General features: G+C 60.0%; 18 protein-coding genes. 10 read left to right on the top strand and 8 right to left on the bottom strand.

All coding sequences use genetic code 11. The annotated features are described in order from the left end of the window. The 7 genes from ispG to HCI85_RS03700 all read left to right on the top strand — a co-directional run bounded on the left by ispG (position 1) and on the right by HCI85_RS03700 (position 7,895). Positions 1-1,110, top strand: coding sequence for a flavodoxin-dependent (E)-4-hydroxy-3-methylbut-2-enyl-diphosphate synthase (gene ispG / locus HCI85_RS03730; RefSeq protein WP_090248624.1), 1,110 nt, complete (start codon positions 1-3; stop codon positions 1,108-1,110). 18 nt (positions 1,111-1,128) lie between these two features. After that, positions 1,129-2,418 (top strand): histidine--tRNA ligase, encoded by a 1,290-nt coding sequence (hisS, locus tag HCI85_RS03725; RefSeq protein ID WP_167142070.1) that lies wholly within the window; start codon positions 1,129-1,131, stop codon positions 2,416-2,418. A 100-nt stretch (positions 2,419-2,518) separates the two neighbouring features. Beyond that, on the top strand, positions 2,519-3,100 hold the full coding sequence (locus HCI85_RS03720) for a tetratricopeptide repeat protein (RefSeq protein WP_241693752.1): 582 nt from the start codon (positions 2,519-2,521) through the stop codon (positions 3,098-3,100). After that, positions 3,093-4,244, top strand: coding sequence for an outer membrane protein assembly factor BamB (gene bamB, locus HCI85_RS03715; protein ID WP_160016427.1), 1,152 nt, complete (start codon positions 3,093-3,095; stop codon positions 4,242-4,244). The genes HCI85_RS03720 and bamB overlap by 8 nt, the downstream gene beginning before the upstream one ends. A gap of 128 nt (positions 4,245-4,372) precedes the next feature. Further along, a complete protein-coding gene (gene der, locus HCI85_RS03710) occupies positions 4,373-5,845 on the top strand; it encodes a ribosome biogenesis GTPase Der (RefSeq protein WP_167142064.1) in 1,473 nt (490 codons plus the stop codon). Positions 5,846-5,964: 119 nt separating this feature from the next. Then, entirely contained in the window at positions 5,965-7,113 is a 1,149-nt protein-coding gene (locus tag HCI85_RS03705) for a pyridoxal phosphate-dependent aminotransferase (protein ID WP_167142061.1), read from the top strand. Continuing rightward, positions 7,101-7,895, top strand: coding sequence for an amidohydrolase (locus HCI85_RS03700; RefSeq protein ID WP_167142057.1), 795 nt, complete (start codon positions 7,101-7,103; stop codon positions 7,893-7,895). The genes HCI85_RS03705 and HCI85_RS03700 overlap by 13 nt, the downstream gene beginning before the upstream one ends. Positions 7,896-7,904: 9 nt before the next feature. Here the strand turns inward: HCI85_RS03700 and HCI85_RS03695 are convergent, their stop codons facing one another. Then, the gene (locus HCI85_RS03695) at positions 7,905-8,660 is read right to left on the bottom strand and encodes a substrate-binding periplasmic protein (protein ID WP_206677981.1); all 756 of its coding nucleotides are present in this window, start codon (positions 8,658-8,660) and stop codon (positions 7,905-7,907) included. Positions 8,661-8,745: 85 nt separating this feature from the next. Continuing rightward, the gene (locus HCI85_RS03690) at positions 8,746-9,120 is read right to left on the bottom strand and encodes a MerR family transcriptional regulator (RefSeq protein WP_167142054.1); all 375 of its coding nucleotides are present in this window, start codon (positions 9,118-9,120) and stop codon (positions 8,746-8,748) included. Positions 9,121-9,196: 76 nt separating this feature from the next. Here HCI85_RS03690 and HCI85_RS03685 point away from each other — a divergent pair, with 76 nt between their 5' ends. Beyond that, complete coding sequence (locus HCI85_RS03685; protein ID WP_167142051.1) at positions 9,197-10,270, top strand: SDR family oxidoreductase; 1,074 nt, start codon at positions 9,197-9,199, stop codon at positions 10,268-10,270. 117 nt (positions 10,271-10,387) lie between these two features. Here HCI85_RS03685 and HCI85_RS03680 read toward each other — a convergent pair whose 3' ends face one another. Beyond that, positions 10,388-11,488, bottom strand: coding sequence for an alkene reductase (locus tag HCI85_RS03680; RefSeq protein ID WP_167142048.1), 1,101 nt, complete (start codon positions 11,486-11,488; stop codon positions 10,388-10,390). Positions 11,489-11,607: 119 nt separating this feature from the next. On the opposite strand from HCI85_RS03680, the gene HCI85_RS03675 reads away from it, so the two are divergent. After that, positions 11,608-11,976 (top strand): winged helix-turn-helix transcriptional regulator, encoded by a 369-nt coding sequence (locus HCI85_RS03675; protein WP_275113183.1) that lies wholly within the window; start codon positions 11,608-11,610, stop codon positions 11,974-11,976. 53 nt (positions 11,977-12,029) lie between these two features. Here HCI85_RS03675 and leuA read toward each other — a convergent pair whose 3' ends face one another. The 5 genes from leuA to xseA form a co-directional block, all read right to left on the bottom strand. Next, the gene (leuA, locus tag HCI85_RS03670) at positions 12,030-13,700 is read right to left on the bottom strand and encodes a 2-isopropylmalate synthase (RefSeq protein WP_167142045.1); all 1,671 of its coding nucleotides are present in this window, start codon (positions 13,698-13,700) and stop codon (positions 12,030-12,032) included. A gap of 321 nt (positions 13,701-14,021) precedes the next feature. Further along, entirely contained in the window at positions 14,022-15,278 is a 1,257-nt protein-coding gene (locus tag HCI85_RS03665) for a mechanosensitive ion channel family protein (RefSeq protein WP_167142042.1), read from the bottom strand. Between the two features lie 112 nt (positions 15,279-15,390). Beyond that, positions 15,391-17,067 (bottom strand): flagellinolysin, encoded by a 1,677-nt coding sequence (locus HCI85_RS03660; RefSeq protein ID WP_167142039.1) that lies wholly within the window; start codon positions 17,065-17,067, stop codon positions 15,391-15,393. A 104-nt stretch (positions 17,068-17,171) separates the two neighbouring features. Further along, positions 17,172-17,996: a peptidoglycan DD-metalloendopeptidase family protein gene (locus HCI85_RS03655; RefSeq protein WP_167142036.1), complete on the bottom strand. Its 825-nt coding sequence runs from the start codon at positions 17,994-17,996 to the stop codon at positions 17,172-17,174. Positions 17,997-18,014: 18 nt separating this feature from the next. Then, positions 18,015-19,394 carry an exodeoxyribonuclease VII large subunit gene (gene xseA, locus HCI85_RS03650; protein ID WP_167142031.1) on the bottom strand — a complete coding sequence of 460 codons (1,380 nt, stop codon included), beginning with the start codon at positions 19,392-19,394 and terminating at the stop codon, positions 18,015-18,017. 105 nt (positions 19,395-19,499) lie between these two features. Between xseA and HCI85_RS03645 the strand changes: the two genes are divergently transcribed. After that, positions 19,500-20,054, top strand: coding sequence for a sugar ABC transporter ATPase (locus tag HCI85_RS03645; RefSeq protein ID WP_167142028.1), 555 nt, complete (start codon positions 19,500-19,502; stop codon positions 20,052-20,054). The last annotated feature ends 14 nt before the right edge of the window (positions 20,055-20,068 follow it).

Below are 20,068 nucleotides of genomic sequence, written 5' to 3'. Positions count from 1 at the left end.
ATGCATTGCGAATCACCGATCAAACGCCGTATTTCACGCAAAATCTGGGTTGGCTCAGTGCCGGTGGGTGGTGATGCGCCCATCGCCGTGCAGAGCATGACCAACAGCGACACCAATGATGTAGCAGCCACCGTGGCGCAGATTCGTCGCCTCGAGGATGCAGGCGCGGATATCGTGCGTGTCTCGGTGCCGGATATGGATGCAGCCGAAGCTTTCGGCAAGATTAAACAGCAGGTGCGTGTGCCGCTGGTGGCCGATATTCACTTCGACTATCAGATTGCCTTGCGCGTAGCCGAGCTTGGCGTCGATTGCCTGCGTATCAACCCAGGTAATATTGGTCGTGAAGACCGTGTGCGCGCAGTTGTTGAAGCGGCGCGGGATAAAGGTATTCCGATTCGTATCGGAGTGAATGCCGGTTCGCTGGAAAAGGATTTGCAGAAGAAATATGGCGAGCCCACACCCGCGGCGTTGGTTGAGTCGGCCCTGCGTCACGTTGAGCATTTGGACCGTCTGAACTTTCCAGATTTCAAAGTCAGTGTGAAAGCGTCTGACGTGTTTATGGCCGTCGAAGCTTATCGCCTGCTGGCCAAGCAGATTGAGCAACCGTTGCACCTGGGTATCACCGAAGCCGGTGGCCTGCGCTCTGGCACGGTCAAGTCGGCGGTCGGACTGGGCATGCTGCTGGCTGAGGGCATCGGCGATACCATTCGTATCTCCCTGGCCGCTGATCCGGTGGAAGAGATCAAGGTCGGCTATGACATCCTCAAATCCCTGCGTCTGCGTTCCCGTGGCATCAACTTCATCGCCTGCCCAAGCTGCTCACGGCAGAACTTCGACGTGGTGAAAACCATGAACGAGCTGGAGCAGCGCGTTGAAGATCTGCTGGTACCGCTGGATGTGGCGGTCATCGGCTGTGTCGTCAACGGCCCAGGCGAAGCCAAGGAAGCCCATATCGGCCTGACCGGTGGTTCGCCCAACCTGATCTATATCGATGGCAAGCCGGCGCACAAGCTGGGTAATGACAACCTGGTTGATGAGCTGGAAAAGCTGATCCGCCAGAAAGCCGCCGATAAGGTTGCTGCTGACGCCGCGGTCATCGTGCGCAGCTAAGACTGCTAAGGAATTGAAGTGAGCAAGCCCCTGCAAGCCATTCGTGGCATGAACGATATCCTGCCCGAGCAGACTCCGCTTTGGCGCTATTTTGAAGGTACCGTCGCCAGTCTGTTGGACGGTTACGGCTATCGGCAAATTCGTATGCCGATCGTTGAGTTCACCGAGCTGTTCAAACGTTCTATTGGTGAAGTCACCGATATCGTTGAAAAAGAGATGTACACCTTCGACGACCGCAACGGTGATTCCCTGACGCTGCGTCCGGAAGGTACTGCTGCCTGTGTCCGTGCGGTGCTTGAACATGGCCTGTCCGGCGGTGGCCAGACGCAGAAACTCTGGTACATCGGCCCGATGTTTCGCCATGAACGTCCGCAGAAAGGCCGTTACCGCCAGTTTCACCAGATTGGTGTAGAAGTCTTCAACATCGACGGCCCGGATATCGACGCCGAGTTGATCGTGCTGACTTGGCGCCTGTGGGGCCTCCTGGGTATCCGCGATGCGGTGAAGCTTGAGCTCAACAGCCTGGGCACCAGCGCCGCGCGTGCCGTTTACCGTGATGCACTGGTCGAGTTCCTGACGGCTCATGCCGATCAGTTGGACGAAGACAGCCGTCGCCGTATGAACACCAATCCGCTGCGCGTGCTCGACAGTAAGGCCCCGGAAACGCAGGCGCTGTTGGTCAATGCGCCGAAGCTGGCGGATTACCTGGACGAAGAGTCGCGCGTGCATTTCGAGGGGCTTAAAGCCCGTCTGGATGCGGCCGGTGTGCCTTACGTGATCAATCCCAAGCTGGTGCGTGGCCTGGATTATTACAGCAAGACCGTGTTCGAGTGGGTGACTGATCAGCTCGGTTCCCAGGGCACAGTGTGCGCGGGCGGCCGTTACGATGGTCTGGTTGAGCAAATGGGCGGCAAGCCGACGCCAGGCGTGGGTTTTGCCATGGGCATCGAACGTTTGGTGCTGTTGCTCGAAACTCTAGGTAAAGTACCGGCTGAAATCGCCCGTACGGTCGACGTTTACCTGTGTGCCTTTGGCGAGCCTGCTGAACTGGCGGCGCTGGCCTTGAGCGAGCGACTGCGTGACCAGCTGCCAAACCTGCGTCTGCAGGTGAATGTCGGGGCGGGTAGCTTCAAGAGTCAGTTCAAGAAAGCCGACAAGAGTGGCGCCTTGTACGCCTTGATCTTGGGTGAAGACGAATTGGCCCAGCAAGTGGTAGGTTGCAAACCGCTGCGCGGTCAGGGCGAGCAACAAAGTATTGCGTGGTCGGCATTGGCCGACCATTTGGCGACCAGCGCCGATCAGGCCTGAGCGCCTGTTGAGTGATTTAGCGAATAGGAGTGTTGGGGTGGTTTCGCGTACTGATGATGAAGAACTGGCGGTAATCAAGGACTGGTGGCAGCGCAATGGCATGCCATTACTGACCGGTGTTGCGCTGGCATTGGTGGTGGTGTTCGGCTGGCAGGGCTGGCAGAAGTACCAGGCTAATCAGTCCCAGGGCGCTTCGCTGGTGTATCAGCAATTGCTCGAAGCTGCGCTGGATCCAAGCGGCAAGCCTGATGCGAGCAAAGTTGCTGAGTTGGCTAACACGCTGAAAAAAGATTTTGCCGGTACCCATTACGCCCAATACGGCAGTCTGTTCGTAGCCAAGGTTGCGGTCGAAGCGGGCAAGCTGGATGACGCTGCTAGCGAGTTGCAGGCCATTGTCGACAAACCGGCCGATGACAGTCTGGCTGAGCTGGCCCGTCAGCGCCTGGCGCGCGTACTGGCTGCGCAGGACAAAGTTGAAGATGCCCTGAAACTGCTGGATGCCAAGGTTGCGCCGGCCTTTGTCGCCAGCCGTGAAGAACTCAAAGGTGACCTGTTGGTGCAACTCGGTCGTACCGATGACGCGCATGCCGCCTACGAAAAAGCCAAGACAGCGCTCTCTGAAGATGCCGCTGTCGGTGGTCTGCAAATGAAGCTGGATGATCTGGCAAAAGGGGATGCGTGACGTGATGCGCTGGAAGAATGCCGCACTGCTGGCCTTGGCCGTTCTGGCCGTAGGTTGCAGCAGCAATAGCAAGAAGGAACTGCCACCGGCCGATCTGCCCAAGTTTGAGGAAGAGGTTAGCCTGCAGAAAGAATGGAGTCGTTCGATTGGCGATGGCCAGGGCGAGTCCTTCAACATGCTGGTACCGGCGATTGATGGTGAGCAGATTTATGCCGCCGATGTCGAAGGTCTGGTTGTTGCCATGGACCGCATGACCGGCAAGGTCATCTGGAAAGCCGACCTGGAGCTACCGGTGTCCGGCGCCGTCGGTGCAGGCTATGGCCTGGTTGTGGTTGGCACGCTTAAAGGCGAGATCATCGCCCTCGACACCGCCAGCGGTGAAGAAAAGTGGCGCGCCCGCGTGACCAGTGAAGTGCTGGCTCCGCCTGCGCTGAACGGCGACGTGGTGCTGGTACAGACCCAAGATGACCGCCTGATCGCCCTGGACATGAACACCGGCGAGCAGCGTTGGATCTTTGAAAACACCCCGGCAGTACTGACCCTGCGCGGCACTGGTAGCCCGGTGCTGACCAACCGCCTGGCGATCGCCGGCCTGTCCACCGGTAAGGTGATTGCGCTGGATGCCCAGCGTGGTATTCCGGTTTGGGAACAGCGTGTGGCTGTGCCGCAGGGCCGTTCCGAACTGGATCGCGTAGTCGATATCGACGGTGGTCTGCTGCTCTCGGCCGGCACCCTTTACGCCGTCAGCTACCAGGGCCGTGTTGCGGCGCTGGATCTGGAAAGCGGTCGTATCCTCTGGCAGCGTGAAGCGTCCAGTTCAGTCGGTGTTGCTCAGGGTTACGGCAGTGTTTACGTAAGCCTGGCCAGCGGCACCGTTGAAGGTATCGACGAGCGTTCGGCTTCGGCACTCTGGAGCAATGATGCCCTGGCTCGTCGACAGTTGTCGGCTCCAGAAGTGTTCTCCAGCTATATCGCGTTCGGTGACCTGGAAGGTTATCTGCACCTGGTCAGCCAGGTGGACGGTCGTTTTGTCGGCCGTACGCGTATCGACAGCGACGGCCTGCGTGCCCGTCCGCTGGTCGTGGGTGATTGGCTATATGCCTACGGCAACGGCGGCAATCTGGTGGCTCTGACCATCAAGTGATCGCTCGCTGACGCGTTGACTATGCTGCACAGCATCTAGGGTTGTGCAGCATAGCCAGCGTAATGAATTCCGGCCGCTGCCCCTGCAGCGGCTTTTGTATTTTCTGAAATAACGAAGTGGAGAGCCTAATGGTTCCCGTAATTGCCCTGGTGGGCCGCCCGAACGTCGGCAAGTCCACCCTGTTTAACCGCTTGACCAAGTCCCGTGACGCGATTGTCGGCGACCTGTCTGGTCTGACCCGTGATCGCCAGTACGGCGAGGCCAAGTGGCAGGGGCGAACCTATATCGTCATCGACACCGGTGGTATTTCCGGTGACGAGGAAGGCATTGACGCGAAGATGGCCGAGCAGTCTCTGCAAGCCATCGAAGAAGCGGATGCCGTGCTGTTTCTGGTGGATGCCCGCGCCGGGTTGTCCGCTTCCGATCAGATGATTGGTGAGCACCTACGTCGCCGTAACAAGCGCAGCTTCCTGATCATCAACAAGGTCGACAACATCGACGCCGACTTGGCCCGCGCTGAGTTCTCCAGCATGGGCATGGGCGAGTCCCTGGCGATTGCCGGTGCTCACGGTCGTGGCATCACCCAGATGCTTGAAGCCGTGCTGGGCTCCTTCCCCAAAGATGCCACCGAGCCGGAAGAGGGCGAGGAAGAAGAGATCGTTCTCGAAGGTCAGGAAGCCAAGCGTATTCCCGGCCCAAGCGAGAAGGACGGCATCAAGCTGGCGATCATCGGGCGGCCGAACGTCGGCAAGTCGACCCTGGTCAACCGCATGCTCGGTGAAGAGCGGGTTATCGTTTATGACCAGGCCGGTACCACCCGCGACAGCATCTACATCCCGTTCGAGCGCGATGACGAGAAGTACACCCTGATAGATACCGCTGGCGTGCGTCGCCGCGGCAAGATCTTCGAGGCGGTGGAAAAGTTCTCGGTGGTCAAGACCCTGCAGGCGATCCAAGATTCCAACGTCGTGGTATTCGTCATGGATGCCCGCGAAGGTGTGGTCGATCACGACCTCAACCTGCTTGGCTTCGTGCTGGAAAGCGGCCGCGCCCTGGTAATTGCCCTGAACAAATGGGACGGCATGGAGCCGAGTGAGCGCGACTATGTGAAGGTCGAGCTGCAACGCCGGCTGTTCTTCGTCGACTTTGCCGATATCCACTTTATCTCGGCGCTGCACGGCACCGGCGTGGGTAACCTCTACAAGTCGGTGCAGGCCTCGTTCAAGTCGGCGATCACCCGCTGGCCGACCAACCGTCTGACCACGATTCTTGAAGACGCCGTCAGCGATCACGCGCCGCCCATGGTCAACAATCGCCGCATCAAGTTGCGCTATGCCCACCTGGGTGGTGCCAACCCGCCGCTGATCGTGATCCACGGCAACCAGGTCGAGGCGGTACCCAAGTCCTATATCCGCTACCTGGAAAACACCTACCGTCGTGTGCTCAAGCTGGTCGGTACGCCGATCCGCATCGAGTTCAAGGGCGGCGATAACCCCTACGAGGGCAACAAAAACACCCTCACCGACCGTCAGGTGAACAAGAAACGCCGCCTGATGAGCCATCACAAGAAGGCCGAGAAGAAGCGCAAAGACAAGCGCTAAGCTTGAGTCTGATCGCTCTATAAAGGCACCTTCGGGTGCCTTTTGCGTCTCTGGGGGATCGGCTATTCTGCCGCATCAATAGCGTTCAAGCCCTGCGCTGACCCAGGAATATTGCCTCGATGATTATCAGCAAGCTGCCGAACGTCGGCACCACTATATTTACCCGCATGTCGCAGCTCGCCGTGGAAACCGGTGCGCTCAATCTGTCCCAGGGCTTCCCTGATTTCGATGGCCCGCAGGCCCTACGCGATGCGGTCGGCCGGCATATTGCTGCTGGGCATAACCAGTACGCGCCGATGACGGGCTTACCAGCGCTGCGCGAGCAGGTGGCGGCGAAGATTGCCCGCAGTTATGGCCGTATGGTCAGTGCCGATACTGAAGTCACCATAGTTCCTGGCGCAACCCAGGGCATCTTCTGCGCTATCCAGGCGTTGATTCAGCCGGGCGATGAAGTGATCGTCTTCGATCCCAGCTACGACAGCTACGAGCCTTCGGTCGAGCTTGCCGGCGGGCGCTGCGTGCATGTACCGCTGGCCTTGCCGGGTTTCTCCATCGACTGGCAGCGCCTGCAGGATGCGCTGAGCGACAAGACTCGCCTGATTATCCTCAACAGCCCGCACAACCCTAGCGGCGCGCTGATTTCACGGGCTGAGTTGGATCAGCTGGCGGGCCTGATCCGCGAGCGCGATATCTACCTGATCAGCGACGAGGTTTACGAGCATCTGGTGTTCGATGGTATCCAGCACGCTAGCGTTCTGGCCCATGACGAGCTGTATCAGCGTGCCTTTGTGGTCAGTTCGTTCGGTAAGACCTATCACGTCACTGGCTGGAAAACCGGCTATGTGGTGGCGCCGCCGGCTTTGAGCGCCGAACTGCGCAAGGTCCATCAGTACGTCAGCTTCTGCGGCGTGACGCCGCTGCAGTGGGCCCTGGCCGACTATATGGCCGAGCAGCCTGAGCACGTCGAAGAGTTGCCAGCGTTCTATCAGGCCAAGCGCGATCTGTTTTGCGACCTGCTGGCCGGCTCGCGCTTTACCTTCACCCGCGCCGCCGGTACCTATTTCCAGTTGGCCGATTACTCGGCCATTCGCAGTGATCTGGATGATGTGACCATGGCCGAATGGCTGACCCGCGAACATGGCGTGGCGGCGATTCCGGTGTCGGTGTTCTATCAGAGCCCACCTGCGGATTTGCGTCTGGTGCGTTTCTGCTTTGCCAAGCGTGAAGAAACCCTGCGCCAGGCGGCGGATAAATTATGCGCGATCTAAGCCTGTTGCCCGACCTCGAACTGGCGCTGATCCAGACCACCCTGGCCTGGCAGGACCCTGCGGCCAATCGCGCGCATTTTGCATCCCTGCTGGAGCAGGCACGCGGTGCCGATCTGATCGTCCTGCCGGAGATGTTCAGTACCGGCTTTTCCATGGACTCCGCCGCCCTGGCTGAGCCCGAGGATGGCCCCACCAGCCAGTGGCTGCGCGAGCAGGCTCAGGCGCTACAGGCCGTGATCACCGGCAGTCTGATTATCCAGGCCGCTGATGGTTCCTACCGCAATCGCCTGCTCTGGACGCGCCCGGATGGAACGGTGGCTCATTACGACAAGCGCCATCTGTTTCGCATGGCCGGTGAGCACAAGCACTACAGCGCCGGTACTGAGCAGGTGCTGCTGGAGGTCAACGGCTGGCAGGTGCGCCCGCTGATCTGCTACGACCTGCGTTTCCCGGTGTGGAGCCGCGATCCACAGACCACCGACCTGCTGCTCTACACCGCGAACTGGCCAGCCGCACGGCGCAACCACTGGAATCGCCTGTTGCCAGCGCGAGCGATCGAAAACCTGTGCTATGTCGCGGCGGTAAACCGCATTGGCGAGGACGGCAAGGGCCATGCCTACAGCGGCGACAGCCAGGTGCTGGATTTTCAGGGCGAGGCGCTGCTGGAGCCGGGCGCGGCGGATGGCGTTTTCCGGGTAACCCTCAAGGCTTCCGAGTTGGCCGCTTACCGTGAGCGTTTCCCTGCTTATTGCGATGCGGATGCTTTTACCCTGGCGGACTGATGGGCGGCTTCACTGCTTTAGGTAGTGGTCGTAGATCGCCTGATAGCGCCCGCTGGCCTTGAGTTGGGCTAAGCCGGCGTTGAAGTCATCGCGGATCTGCGGGTCACGAAATACCGGCCGGTAGTTTTGCGGGTCTTCCTCGACAAACTGGTGCATGGCGATGGTTTTGGCCTTGAACAGGGTGGTGCGTTCCAGCAACAGTTCGAAGTAGCGATAGATGCTGCGATCACTCAGTACTAGATCGTAACGGCCCTTGTTTAGGCCAAGCACCTGCAGCTCCTGATTGTTCTGCTCGAAGTACAGGCCATCTTTCTGGCTGGCGGCTAACCATTCGGGGTAGCGCTGGGCGGCGCCCTGAAAGGCCACGATGCTAAGGCCCTTGATGTCCTCGGGCTTCTGGATGTCGAAGCGCCGGCCTTTCAGGCTGACAAACACGTTGTAGTAGATCACCGCCGGGTTGCCGTAGTGGCCACCTACAGCGGCAAGGTCCTGACCCAGGTCAGTCATGGCCGCATCCACTTCACCTTTGCGAAACGCCAGTGGCACGCGGGCCAGAGGAAAGTAGCGCGGTTCGAGTGTGTGGCCGCGAAAGGCCAGGGCTTCACCAATCACCTCCAGCTCGATACCGCTGTCACTCTCTGGAAAGCAGAAGGGCGGAATCTTTTCACCGAAGGCCATGACCACAGTGGCCGCGAGGCCATTTGCGCTGCAGACGAGCAGCAGCGGCTGGCTGAGGGTGCACATCCAGTGTGTCAGTGAACGCATGTTCAGGTGCTCCTGCGATCCATGACGTCAGTGTAGTTATCGCCTATTCGCTCGCCGTGCACTTGGTCTGAATAGCCAGGTTGATTTAGCCAGCTGCAGTGGGCTTCTGTTCGGCGGCGCTGGCTTCCAGGCGCAGTTTCTCACTGCTCAGAAAATCGCGCAGCTGCTGCAGGTCGGCAAGTTTCTGCTCCACCTCAACCAGCTTACGGCTTACCAACGCGGCGCCCTGGGCGCAGTCGAGCTGTTGCTCGCGCCGGGCTTTGAGGATTTCGCCGATCTCACCGAGGGAAAAGCCCATGCCCTGCGCCTGCTGGATAAAACCCAGGTCATTGAGCGTTTGCTGGCTGTATTCGCGGTAATTGTTGTCGCGCCGCAGGGCGCTGATCAGCCCCAGGCTTTCGTAATAACGCAGGGTGTGACGGCTAGCGCCGCTGCGTTTTTCCAGTTCGCCTATGCGCATGAAAATCTCGCTTGACTGTAGAGTGTGCTCGATAGTTTAGCCTGCTCGGGTCACTAATGGTTCGGGTGGATTGATCATGAACAAACACTGTTTGGTAACCGGCGGCAGCGGCTTTATCGGTCAGCATCTTTTGGCGCTACTGACTCGTCAGGGCCATTCGGCGACGCTGCTGATGCGCCAGCCGCAAACCTTGCCGGCCTTGCGCGCACAAATTGAGCAATTGGGCGGCCGCGGTGAGCTGCTGACAGCGGTGGCCGGTGACTTGGGGCGCGCTGACCTGGGGCTAGATGGCACTGCACGTGAGCAGGTCCGTCAGGCTGCTGTGGTGTTTCACCTGGGCGCGCAGTTCGCCTGGGGGCTGGCTGCCGAGCAGGCGCGCCAGGTCAATGTCGAGGGCGCGTTGGCTGTGGCTGAGCTGGCGGCGCAGCAAGGCAGTCGCCTACTGATGGTGGGCGGCTTTATGCTGGCGAATTATGAGCATCTACAGCGCATCGGCATTGAGCTGCAGCGGCCCAAACGCACCGACTGGGACACGGTCTATCAGCGTACTGGCGCCTATGAGGGCAGCAAGCTGGAGGCGCATTTCCGCGTGCATGCGCGTATGGCTGAGCTGCAAGCGCCACTGACGGTGGTGCACCCGGCCACTGTGTGCGGTCATAGCCGCAGCGGGCATATTCTGCCGGCGCAGCCGTTGGCTGGGCTGATCGGTAATCTTGCAGGCGGTTTGCTCGGAGCAATACCGGGCTCGACAGCACATTGGCTACCGCTGGTCAGTGTGGATTTTCTTGTCGAGCTGATCGTGGCCGCGGCTTTTGATGAGCAGCAGGCCGGGCAGGAGATTCTCGCCCTGGATGCCACGACGCCCAACCTGCAGGGCATGCTGCAGCAATTGGCCAACACACTAGGCGTCAGCGCTCCAAGTCGGCATGTGCCGATTCCCTTGCTGCGGGCGTTGCTAAAAATTCCGGGTGTGCCGCGGTTGCTGCGTACCGATGCCGAGTCGCTGGATTTTATCCAGACCACTCGTTTCGATACCGCTGCGACGGATGCGCTGGTTCAGCGCCACGGGCTGGTATGGCCCGATATAACTCAAGCCCTGCGGATGACCGCGCGTTACCTGGTGTCTACGCCATCAGCAGTTAGTGGCTGAGGCGCTGCGCGATTTACCTGCCATCTAAACTGCTTAAGGGCCGAGCGCATCCAGGTGGCTGTCTGACACATGGCAACAAGCGCCGGGCAAGCACCGGCGTTTGTTGCGGTAGGGGAGTTAGCTCATGCTTGGGTAGTCGGTGTAACCCTCGGCCCCACCGCCATACAGGGTGTTGCCGTCCAGTGGGTTGAGTTCAGCCCCGGCTTTAAAGCGCGCCAGCAGATCTGGGTTGGCGATATAGGGGCGGCCGTAGGCGACTAGGTCAGCCAGGTTGTTGGCGATAGCCTGCTCACCGCTTTCCGCTGTCTGCCCACCCGCAATAATCAGCGTGCCCTTATAAATGTTGCGAAGGGCGCGCAGCAGATCATCAAAGCCCTCAAAGGTGCCCCCCAGCCAATCCGGACGGTTGACGTGCAGGTAGGCCAGGTTGCGGCTATTGAGTTGGCTGACCAGGTAGCTGAAGGTCTCCAGTGGATTGGCATCGTGCACATCGCCAAAGGTACCCATGGGCGAAATACGGATGCCGACCTTGCGGCTGTCACCGACCGCAGTCACCGTGGCGTCCAGTACTTCAAGTACAAAGCGCGCGCGGTTTTCCACCGAGCCGCCATAGACATCGGTGCGCTGGTTGCTATTGGAACAGAGGAACTGATCTAGCAGGTAGCCGTTAGCGGCATGCACTTCAACACCATCGAAACCGGCCTTGATCGCGTTTTCACTGCCGTGGGCGTAAGCGCTTACAACACCTGGTAGCTCACTCACTTCCAGTGCGCGTGGCATGGCAGTGGCCGCCTTGTGGTGGCTACCGTCGGCTTCGACTACATAGCACTCGGCCTTAGCCTGGATAGCCGAAGGGGCTACCGGGTCGGCGCCGTTCGGTTGCAGCAGCGGATGTGAGATACGTCCCACATGCCACAGCTGCAGGAAAATGCGTCCGCCGGCTTGATGCACTGCCTGGGTGACTTGCTGCCAGCCGGCCACTTGCGCATCGCTGTGGATGCCCGGTGTCCATGCGTAGCCTTGGCCTTCAGGGCAGACCTGGCTAGCTTCACTGATGATCAGGCCGGCGTTGGCGCGCTGGGCGTAGTAGCTAGCATTCAGCTCGCCAGGGACGTTACCCGGCAGGCTGCGCTGGCGTGTCAAAGGCGCCATCACCAGGCGGTTGGGCAGCGTCAAAGCGCCAAGCTGCAGCGGTGCTTGCAGGTGTTCAATCGTCATAAAGCCTCCATCAAGGTCTTCGAAGTGGCTGTATAGGCCAAGGCGGCTATTATGCGCGTGGCAATCTTTTTAGGAAGTACGTACGATAAAGGCGGTAACTTACTTAAAGGTAACCATTAATGGCTGAGCAACAAGCCGGGACGGTTGAGAACAAGCGTCTGATGCAAGGCGATAAGGTCTATAGCACACCGATGGATGTCACCTTGGAGGTGATTGGTGGCAAGTGGAAGGCCCTGCTGGTGTATCGCCTGCTCAACGGGCCGCTGCGCTTTTCAGAGCTGAAACGGTTGGTGCCGGACATCACCGAGAAGATGCTGACTCAGCAGCTGCGTGAATTGGAGCGTGTCGGCGTGCTAACCCGAACTGTATTCGCTGAGGTACCGCCGCGAGTGGAATATTGCGTGACTGAGCATGGTGCCACGTTGCAGCCGGTGCTGGCTGCCATGTGTGAGTGGGGGCGTAGTCACTGGCAGCAGCAGAGCGAATGAGCAGTAGAGTATTGGGTCGCTAGCGGAGAGCGTCCGCCAGCGCCCGGTGCCTATCAGGCAGCTTGCTCGGCTGCCTGGCCGATGGCCCGATTCAGTGCGCTAAACAGCGCGCGGAAGCTCGCGGTAGTCAGGTTTTCGTCGATGCCGACGCCATGCAGCGCGCGGCCGCCGTTGACGCGCAGCTCGATATAAGCCGCCGCTTTGGCATTAGTGCCGGCGCCGATGGCGTGCTCGCTGTAGTCCATGATTTCCACGTCTACCGGCAGGCCGGCAACCAGGGCTTCCAGCGGGCCTTTGCCGATCCCGCGCCAATGCTGGGTTTCCCCGGCATTGATGACTTCCACATCGACCGCGCTGGTGCCATTTTCTTCCTGCAGGCGGTGGCCTTTCAGCGCATAGGGTGCGGTGGCATGTAGGTACTCGGTTTCGAGCAGCGTGTAGATTTGCGCGGCGGTCATCTCCAGGCCGAGGCGGTCGGTTTCCTTCTGCACCACCTGACTGAACTCGATCTGCATACGGCGCGGCAGGTTGATGCCGTATTCCTGCTCCAGCAGGAAGGTGATGCCGCCCTTGCCGGACTGGCTGTTGACGCGGATCACCGCCTCGTAATCACGGCCGATATCGGCCGGATCGATCGGCAGGTACGGCACTTCCCAAACCGCGTCGGCCTGCTGCTGAGCGAAGCCCTTGCGGATCGCATCCTGGTGCGAGCCGGAGAAGGCTGTGTGTACGAGGTCACCTACGTACGGATGGCGCGGGTGCACCGGAATCTGGTTGCAGTCTTCGACCACCTTGCGCACGGCGTCGATGTCGGAGAAGTCCAGCTCGGGGTCAACGCCCTGGGTGTAGAGATTCAGCGCCAGGGTCACCAGGCAGACGTTGCCGGTACGCTCGCCGTTGCCGAACAGGCAGCCTTCCACGCGGTCGGCGCCGGCCATGACGGCCAGCTCGGACGCGGCGACGCCGGTGCCACGGTCATTGTGGGTGTGCACGCTGATCAGCACGCTGTCACGGCGGTCGACGTGACGACCGAACCACTCGATCTGGTCGGCGTAGTTATTCGGTGTGGCGCACTCGATTGTGGCCGGCAGGTTGAGGATCAGCTTGTTCGCCGGGGTCGGCTGGAACACACCGATCACCGCGTTGCAGACCTCGACGGCGAAGTCGATTTCGGTGCTGCTGAAAACTTCCGGCGAATACTCGAAGCCCCACTGGGTTTCCGGCGCGGCATCGGCCAGGCGCTTGATGGTGGTGCCAGCAGCCACGGCGATGGCTTTGACACCGGCCTTGTCCTGGTTGAAGACGATTTTGCGGAAGCTCGGCGCACAGGCGTTGTAGTAGTGGACGATGGCCTTCTTGGCGCCTTTCAGCGACTCGAAGGTGCGCTCGATAAGGTCGTCACGGGCCTGGGTCAGCACCTGGATGGTCACGTCATCCGGGATGTGGCCGCCTTCGATCAGCTCGCGAACGAAGTCGAAATCGGTCTGCGAAGCGGACGGGAAGCCGACTTCGATTTCCTTCAGACCCACGGCCAGCAGGCACTTGAAGAAGCGCATCTTCTTCTCGGCGTCCATCGGCTCGATCAGCGACTGGTTGCCATCACGCAGGTCGGTGGACAGCCAGATCGGCGCCTTGTCGATGATCTGGTCTGGCCAGGTACGGTCTGGAATCTGGATCTGGGTGAACGGGCGGTACTTACTGGACGGGTCTTTAAGCATGCTCATGGTGTTGATCCTTGTGGCGCGGCTGCGAGCGGCGAGCCGGGCAAAAACTGAGAAAACAGGGCAGGGCGTGGGCGTGAAAATTCAGCCACGCAGTCGCTGGCTTACCAGGCAGAGGTTGGCGTGTTGGCGCAGCAGAATAAGGGTGTGGTAGGTGTTCATAGCGCCAACCCTAATCTCTGAGGTCAAAGCTGGCAAGCAATGCTGAAAAATTGGTGTTTGAGTGCGGTTTAGGTGTTTTTAGGCGATTAATTTTGCGTAAAAAGTCGTGGGTAAGCGTTTGGATTGCGGGTGGCTCAGGTGTTTCGGCCGCCCGCTGTGGCTTCAAGGCTGGGTGCCAGGCAGCAGGTTATGTTTCAGTTCACGCATGTCCGCCCCGCTCGGGTGCTGGAAGACCCGCAAACCGAACTCGGGAAGGATCGCCAACAGGTGGTCGAAGATATCCGATTGAATGGCCTCATAGCGTGCCCAGGCGATGGTGTTGGTGAAGCAGTAGAGTTCCAGCGGCAGGCCATCTGCGGTTGGGTTCATCTGCCTGACCAGCTGGGTCATCTCCTGGTGGATACCGGGGTGCTGACGCAGGTAGTGCTCTACGTAAGCGCGGAAGGTGCCGATGTTGGTGACCCGCCGGGTATTTGCCGGCTCCTGGCTGGCCTCTGCCAGTGCGCTGTTCCAGCTGAGCAGCTCGCTCTGCTTGCTGTTCAGGTACTGGCCGAGCAGCAGAAAACGCTGCAGGCGGGTGATCTGCTCTGGGCTGAGGAAGCTGATGCTGGTTTGGTCAAGCAGCAGGCTGCGCTTGATTCGCCTTCCACCGGACTCCTGCATCCCGCGCCAATTCTTGAACGGGTCGCTGATAAAGCGTTTGGTCGGGATGGTGGTGATGGTTTTGTCCCAGTTCTGCACCTTGACCGTGTGCAGGGCGATGTCGATGACATCGCCATCGGCGTTCAGCTGTGGCATCTCGATCCAGTCACCGACACGCACGATATCGCTGGAGGAAATCTGCACGCTGGCGACCAGCGATAGCAAGGTATCCTGAAAAATCAGCATCAGTACGGCGGCCATCGCGCCCAGGCCAGACAGCAGAATCAGCGGTGAGCGGTCGATCAGGCTGGCGACCATGAGTATTGCGGCAATCGCGAAGAGCAGAATCTTCACCACCTGCACATAGCCCTTTATCGGCTTCAGGTGAGCATTCGGGCGCTTCTGGTAGCTGTTGTTGAGCAGCGTCAGCACGCCGCTGATGGCCAGAGCGATGGTCAGTACGATAAAGGCGCTACACACGTTACCGGTTACCGCCACGGCTGCTTCCGGCAGGTTGGGCACCAGGGTGATGCCGGCGGAAATGATCAGCGCAGGAACAATGTTTGCCAGTCGTGCGATCACCCGCGAGTCATGCAGGCTGCCGTCCTGGCCAATCGGCGTGGCCTTGAGTGCGCGGTACAGGCCGCGCAGAAGAATGCGCTTGACCACCCAGTTGGCCAACCAGGCTGCCAGTAGCAGCAGCGAGATGCCGGTCAGGCTATAGAGTGAGGGGTAATGCTCAAGCCACTGTTGGGTGTTGCTGTACAGGTCGTTCATGCCGCTCCTTGGGGCTCGCTCAACTTAATAACAAGCAACCTTATCAAACGAGCACTTATTGGGCAGGGTGGCTTGGTTGCTGGACGTGTCTTAGGGCGTTGTCGCATTAGGCTTAGCCCAGCAAGCTTAGGACCGCCTGAGGGCGCTGGTTGGCCTGCGCAAGGACGCTTTGCGCGGCCTGCTCGATAATCTGGCGAGAAACCAGGTTAGAAGTTTCAGCTGCAAAGTCAGTGTCGAGAATGCGTGAGCGGCTGGCGGCAGCGTTTTCAGCGATGCTTTGCAGGTTGTTGATGGTGCTTTCCAGGCGGTTTTGTAACGCACCCATGTAGCCGCGTTGGCGGTCGATGTAGGCCAGTGCGTCATCAATATCCATCACCGCCAGGCCGGGTGTCTTACCGAGGTCCAGGCGGCCCAAGGCCATCGCATCGGCACTGAATGAGCTGAAGCCGATCTGGATCGTTTCATAGGCCTGAGCCCCGACTTGGAGCTGGGTGAGGGTGTTGCCGCCTACACCGTTGGCATTGAACAACTCCGGTTCGACCAGCGTAAAGCCCTTGGAACCCGGGAGCCCAGTGCCCTGGTTGGGCAGCACATTCTCGGCGGTGAGGACATTGCCACCGTCAGCGTCGAAGCCGCCAATCGCACCAGTGTCCGCGTTGCTCAGGTCCAGTCCTGCAACATAGGCTGCGGCATCGGCATTGAACTGAGTGCTGAAGTCCGCCAGGCTGCTGAACGCGCCTTTACTGGCGTTGGTCAGTGCTTGATCCAGGGTAGAACCGCTGTTTTTTTGCAGGTAACCCATGATGTCTTTAATGCCTTTGCCACCCGCCGCTTTTATTTCTTCATGCATATACCGCACAGCAGCGTAACCGCCGGAATAACCGGCCGAAGCGCTGACATCGTCGGCATTAAATGCCGCCAGAATGGTCGCGGTATTGGTGCCTCCAGCGGTGTCTCCTGCAAGGCGCTCGTCCGCGCCTTGCAGCGCTTCTGCAGTGCCCTCAATAAACCAACTTGGTAAACCGGCGAAATTCATCGTGCGGCCCATGACGGCATGCGCCATCTCATGCGCGATGACTCGATCGGTATATTGCGGTGTGCTGCCGCCGTTGGGCAGTGTTGAGGCATCGAAGTAAGCCAGGTTGACGTTCAGAACCTGGTCAAAAATTTTGCCGCCGGCACCGGAGGTGCCTGATACAGAGGCCAGGGTTTGGCTGGATGAGTCATTGGTAAAGGTTATTTCCAGTTCAGCGCCATCGGCCGTCAGCCCGAAGGCGTCGAATACCCGCTGCTCACCTTCGCTGATCCAGAAGCCTTTGAGAGCGTTCAACACGGCACGTTGATCCGGGTCGCCAAGGACTGAAAAGGTACCTTGGTCAAATACTTTGCGACCAGCAAAGGTCGTGGTTTCGTTGACGCGGTTGATTTCCTGCAACAGCTGCTGCGCTTCTTGATCCAGTGCAGTGCGCTCACTGGCACCGTTGGAGCCGTTCATGGCCTGCAAGCTGAGCGAGCGAATGCGCTGCATGGCGTCGGTGACGCTTTGTAAAGCGCCTTCCGCTACCTGCAGCAGCGATATGCCGTCGTTCGCATTGCGCGTGGCCACGTTCAGCCCCCGCACTTGCGAGGTCAAACGGTTGGAGATTTGCAGTCCAGCAGCATCGTCTTTGGCGCTGTTGATGCGCTGTCCGGTGGACAGGCGCTGCAGCGAAGTACCGAGTGCTGTGCTGTTGCTCTCTAATTGGCGGCGCGTGAACGACGACGAGATGTTGGTGTTAACCGTCAGCATCTACGTGTGTACCCGCTCGGCCGGACGGAAAGCCCGGCGTCACAGGCGTAATCGGCCTGCGCTGAAAAGGCTTGATAGGCTCGGGTGGGTAGGTCGACGAACGGTCAGGGCTTGAACGCGCCGATAAAGATTGCCGGATCGACGCGGGCGTCGTTGAGGCTGACGTTCCAGTGCAGGTGTGGCCCGGTGGCGCGGCCGGTCGCGCCGACGTTGCCGAGTACGCCGCCACGGGGAATTTCATCACCGACTTTTACGCCGATGGCCGAGAGGTGGCAGAACATGCTGATCAGGCCCTGGCCATGGTCGATAAAAACGGTTTTACCGTTAAAGAAGTAGTCGCCAGTCAGGATCACCTTGCCTGCGGCCGGGGCCTTTATCGGCGTGCCGCTATTGGCGGCGAAGTCCAGCCCGGAGTGCGGGTTGCGCTCCTCTCCGTTGAAAAAGCGGCGCAGGCCGAAGGGGCTGGATAGCGGCCCGTTGACCGGCTTGTCGAACAGCAGGTTGCTTGGCTGGCGAGGACTGAACTGTTGGTAGGCGCGGGTCTGTTCGGCCAGTTCGCGTTCAATGCGCGCAAGGTTCTTGGCGTTTGGGTTGACCTGCTGTTGATTTTTGATGGTGATGCGCTGTTCGACGTAATGCTTGCTGCCCACCTGAAAGCTCAGTGTCTGGCTGCCGTTGACGTTGATCTGTTGGCTGCCCGGCTTGATGCTCAGCGGAATACCGACAATGGCGATCCAGCGTTGCTGATCCTCGTGAATCACCAGCACCGGCTTGTTCTGATAGCGCACGCTGGGTGCGCTGGCTGCTGGCCCTAGATCGACTACCGCCACGCCGCCGGGCACGGGTTTATTGAGCAGTCGGCTGATAAAGCCTTCGGCGTGGACGGGCAGGGCAAGGCAGAACAGGGTGAGCAGGGTGAATAGACGCATGGGGGACCTGTGTGGAAATCAATCGAGCAGCGAGAGGGTAACCGGCTGCACATGGTTGTCTTCGACCCGCACATCCAGCTCGCCGTTGCCCAGGCGCGCTTTCAGGCGCTGGCCGGGGCGGGTGTCGGCGGCGTTGCGAATGGCGCGGCCCCGCTCATCCAGCAGGATGCTGTAGCCACGGCCGAGGGTCGCCAGCGGACTCACCGCGTGCAGCGTCTGCACCTGGCTATGCAGCTGCAGGCGGCGTGCCTTGAGGCCCTCGCGCATGCTGCGTTGCAGACGTTCGGCCAGGGCCTGCAGGCGCTGATCCAGAAGTTTGATGTTGCGTTCCGGATGCAGGCTGAGCAGGCGGGTTTGCAGATGATTCAGGCGTTCGCGGCGGCTATTCAGCTGGCGCGTGAAAGCGCGGGTCAGGCGCATATCCAGATCATCCACGCGCTGAGCGTGCTGGCGCAGACGCTCGCCGGGATGGCGCAAGCGCCGCTGCAAACCCTCAAGACGCATGCGTTCACGTTCCAGGCGGTGTTGCATGCGCAGGTTCAGGCGGCGCTTGAGATTGTGCAGGCGCTGCACCAGTTCGCTGCTGTCGGGGGCCAGTAGCTCGGCGGCGGCGGAAGGAGTTGGTGCGCGAACGTCGGCGACAAAATCGGCGATGGACACATCGGTCTCATGGCCCACAGCGCTGACGATGGGCGTTACGCAGGCGGCAATAGCGCGGGCTACCGGTTCTTCGTTGAAGCACCAGAGGTCCTCCAGCGAGCCGCCGCCACGGGCCAGGATCAGGGCATCGAAGCCCTTGCTGTCTGCCACGCCAAGGGCGCGGACGATCTGCGCGGTGGCTTCGCGGCCTTGCACAGCGGTAGGGATCAGGGTCAGTTCGACTTGCGGTGCGCGGCGGCGAAATACGCTGATGATGTCGCGGATCACCGCGCCGGTGGGCGAGCTGATAATACCAATACGTTTCGGGTGCGCTGGCAGGGCGACTTTGGCCTCGGCGGCGAACAGCCCCTCGGCGCTGAGCTTTTCTTTCAGCGCTTCGAAGGCCAGGCGCAGCGCGCCATCGCCGGCAGGCTCGACGGCATCGAGAATCAGTTGGTAGTCGCCGCGCCCTTCAAACAGCGAGACTTTGCCGCGCACCTTGACCCCCAGGCCATCACGCAGTGCTTGGCGCACCTTGGCGGCGTTCTGCCGGAACAGCGCGCAGCGCACCTGAGCCTGGCTATCTTTAAGGGTGAAATAGATATGCCCGGACGCCGGCTTGGCCAGGTTGGAGATTTCCCCCTCGACCCAGATGCCGCCAAATACATCTTCCAGCAGCAGACGTGCGCGGTTGTTCAATTGGCTGACGCTGAGCACCTCGCGGTCGAGGTTCAGGCGTTGGAAGGGATCTTTGATCATGGCCGGCATAGTAAAGGCTTTGCCCTGCCTGCCATAGGGGATTGACCTTGACCGCCGCTGTGAGCCCTTTAAGCTGCGCGCCTTTAGCGCAAACCGAGTCCCGTTATGAGTGAGCAGCAGGCGATCGTCGTGCCGCAGATTTCCAGCTTTCCCGGCCACGAGGCACGCGCGCGGTTGATCGTGCGCTGGCTGGTTAAGCAAAACATCATCGAAGAACAGCTGACCACCTGTGGCCGCACCTTCAAACATATGGGCTACGGCATTGCCGAGGGCGCGCGGCGTGTAGTCGAGCGGCCCGAGTTGCTGCCGTTTGGGCAGGCCGTGCATGGACTGGAGATCATTTATAAGCGCTGCATCTATACCCCGACGGCGGACTTTCTCGAAGAGGCCGGCTGCCCTGAGTGTCGGCGCGAAGTGGGCGAAAGGTTGTTCGACAGCCTGGAGGAGTGGATGCCGGGGCATACCGATAACTTTCGCTGTCCGCTGTGCGGCCATGAAGACGATATCAACGGCTTTCTGTTTCTGCAGCCCTGCGGGTTTTCCAACCTGGGCTTTATCTTCAATAACTGGGCGGACGCCGGCTTTAAGCAGCGCTTTCTCGACGAGTTTGCTGCGCGCTTGGGCTATCCGGTTTCCCTGGTGCGGGTCGATCTTGTCTGAGTTGGTTCATCCTT

The sequence above is a fragment of the Pseudomonas sp. OTU750018 genome (assembly GCF_011636575.1).
In the GTDB taxonomy this organism is placed as follows: domain Bacteria; phylum Pseudomonadota; class Gammaproteobacteria; order Pseudomonadales; family Pseudomonadaceae; genus Aquipseudomonas; species Aquipseudomonas peli.
This window is presented reverse-complemented; position numbering and strand designations above follow the sequence as displayed.

Bases quoted from the DNA above. Each gene is read 5' to 3' on its own strand.
- HCI85_RS03700 (WP_167142057.1), top strand. From the start codon at position 7,101: ATGCGCGATCTAAGCCTGTTGCCCGACCTCGAACTGGCGCTGATCCAG.
- HCI85_RS03720 (WP_241693752.1), top strand. From the start codon at position 2,519: ATGCCATTACTGACCGGTGTTGCGCTGGCATTGGTGGTGGTGTTCGGC.
- der (WP_167142064.1), top strand. From the start codon at position 4,373: ATGGTTCCCGTAATTGCCCTGGTGGGCCGCCCGAACGTCGGCAAGTCC.
- HCI85_RS03695 (WP_206677981.1), bottom strand. From the start codon at position 8,660: ATGCGTTCACTGACACACTGGATGTGCACCCTCAGCCAGCCGCTGCTG.
- ispG (WP_090248624.1), top strand. From the start codon at position 1: ATGCATTGCGAATCACCGATCAAACGCCGTATTTCACGCAAAATCTGG.
- HCI85_RS03645 (WP_167142028.1), top strand. From the start codon at position 19,500: ATGAGTGAGCAGCAGGCGATCGTCGTGCCGCAGATTTCCAGCTTTCCC.
- HCI85_RS03660 (WP_167142039.1), bottom strand. From the start codon at position 17,067: ATGCTGACGGTTAACACCAACATCTCGTCGTCGTTCACGCGCCGCCAA.
- bamB (WP_160016427.1), top strand. From the start codon at position 3,093: ATGCGTGACGTGATGCGCTGGAAGAATGCCGCACTGCTGGCCTTGGCC.
- HCI85_RS03705 (WP_167142061.1), top strand. From the start codon at position 5,965: ATGATTATCAGCAAGCTGCCGAACGTCGGCACCACTATATTTACCCGC.
- leuA (WP_167142045.1), bottom strand. From the start codon at position 13,700: ATGAGCATGCTTAAAGACCCGTCCAGTAAGTACCGCCCGTTCACCCAG.
- HCI85_RS03690 (WP_167142054.1), bottom strand. From the start codon at position 9,120: ATGCGCATAGGCGAACTGGAAAAACGCAGCGGCGCTAGCCGTCACACC.
- HCI85_RS03675 (WP_275113183.1), top strand. From the start codon at position 11,608: ATGGCTGAGCAACAAGCCGGGACGGTTGAGAACAAGCGTCTGATGCAA.
- HCI85_RS03665 (WP_167142042.1), bottom strand. From the start codon at position 15,278: ATGAACGACCTGTACAGCAACACCCAACAGTGGCTTGAGCATTACCCC.
- HCI85_RS03685 (WP_167142051.1), top strand. From the start codon at position 9,197: ATGAACAAACACTGTTTGGTAACCGGCGGCAGCGGCTTTATCGGTCAG.
- xseA (WP_167142031.1), bottom strand. From the start codon at position 19,394: ATGATCAAAGATCCCTTCCAACGCCTGAACCTCGACCGCGAGGTGCTC.
- HCI85_RS03655 (WP_167142036.1), bottom strand. From the start codon at position 17,996: ATGCGTCTATTCACCCTGCTCACCCTGTTCTGCCTTGCCCTGCCCGTC.
- HCI85_RS03680 (WP_167142048.1), bottom strand. From the start codon at position 11,488: ATGACGATTGAACACCTGCAAGCACCGCTGCAGCTTGGCGCTTTGACG.